Origin of the sequence: Ideonella azotifigens (genome assembly GCF_006519715.1) — a bacterium.
Taxonomy (GTDB): domain Bacteria; phylum Pseudomonadota; class Gammaproteobacteria; order Burkholderiales; family Burkholderiaceae_C; genus Ideonella; species Ideonella azotifigens.
On record NZ_VIDT01001122.1, the window covers coordinates 1 to 1,196 of the forward strand.

The following is a 1,196-nucleotide window of genomic DNA, read 5'->3' on the forward strand; positions in this document are numbered from 1 at the left end:
GCAGCCATCGTCGTGCCCTGCAACCTGACCGACAGCGCGCAGACCCAGGCCCTGGCCCGGACTGCACTGGCCGAGTTCGGCCGCATCGACGTGCTGGTGAACGTGGCCGGTGGCTCCGGCCCCATCGGCAAGACCGGCTGGGAGACCACCCCGGAGGAGTTCGACGAGATCGTCGACCTCAACATGAAAGGCTGCTTCAACACCATGCGTGCGGTGCTGCCGGCCATGGTCGACCAGGCCGGTGGCAAGGTGGTCAACGTGGGCGGCACCTTCGGCATGCGCGGACGCGCCGGCCGCATGGCGTATTCGGCCTCCAAGTGGGGCCTGCGCGGCATCACCAAGAGCTTCGCGCTGGAAGCCGGCCCGTACAACGTCAACGTCAACTGCGTGGCACCCGGCATGGTGGATGGGCCGCGCTTTCGCGAGAAGGTCTGCGCCAACATGGCCGAGAAGCTGGGCATCACGCTGGAAGAGGCGATGCAACGCCATGCGGCCGATTACGCGCTGCGCCGCGTGACGCTGGACGACGACGTGGCCAACGCCTGCCTGTTCCTGGCCAGCGACGTGTCGCGCCAGATCACCGGTGCCGATCTGGCCGTCGATGGCGGCTGGGCCTCTCTCTAAGGATATCTCCCCATGAAAAGCGCAGACCTTGTCATCCGCGGCGCCCGCGTAGTGTCGGCGGACCAGATCATCCAGGCCTCGGTGGCCATTGCCGGCGAACACATCGTGGCGGTCGGCCATGACGACCTGATGCCGCCAGCCGCGCAGGAGATGCGTGCCGACGGCTTGTTCCTGCTGCCTGGCGCCATCGACAGCCACGTGCACTTCCGCGACCCGGGCTACCCGCACAAGGAAACCTGGAAGACCGGCTCGGCAGCGGCCGCCTGCGGCGGCGTGACCACCGTCTTCGAGATGCCCAACACCAACCCGCCGACCGGCACGCTGGAGGCCTTGCGCCTGAAGCAGAAGGCGGCGGAATCGTCGTATGTGGACTACGGCATCCACGGCCTGCTGGGCGACGACACCATCGAGCGGCTGGAGGCGCTGCTGGAGGCTGGCGTGACCAGCTTCAAGGCCTTTGTGGGCAACACCTTCGGCAACCTGCCGGCGCCCACCGATGGCGCGCTGCTGGAGGGCTTCGAGAAGCTCGCGCCGCTGGGCATCCGCACGGTGGTGCATGCGGAGAATTCGTC

2 protein-coding genes are annotated in these 1,196 nt (G+C 67.6%); both read left to right on the forward strand.

Annotated features, from left to right (window positions below; all coding sequences use genetic code 11):
• Positions 1–624, forward strand: a 624-nt coding sequence (locus FKP22_RS31045) for an SDR family NAD(P)-dependent oxidoreductase (protein ID WP_141292017.1), incomplete at its 5' end; no start/stop codon positions are given.
• A gap of 12 nt (positions 625–636) precedes the next feature.
• Positions 637–1,196: dihydroorotase (locus tag FKP22_RS31050; protein ID WP_141292018.1), on the forward strand; the 560-nt coding region annotated here is incomplete at its 3' end.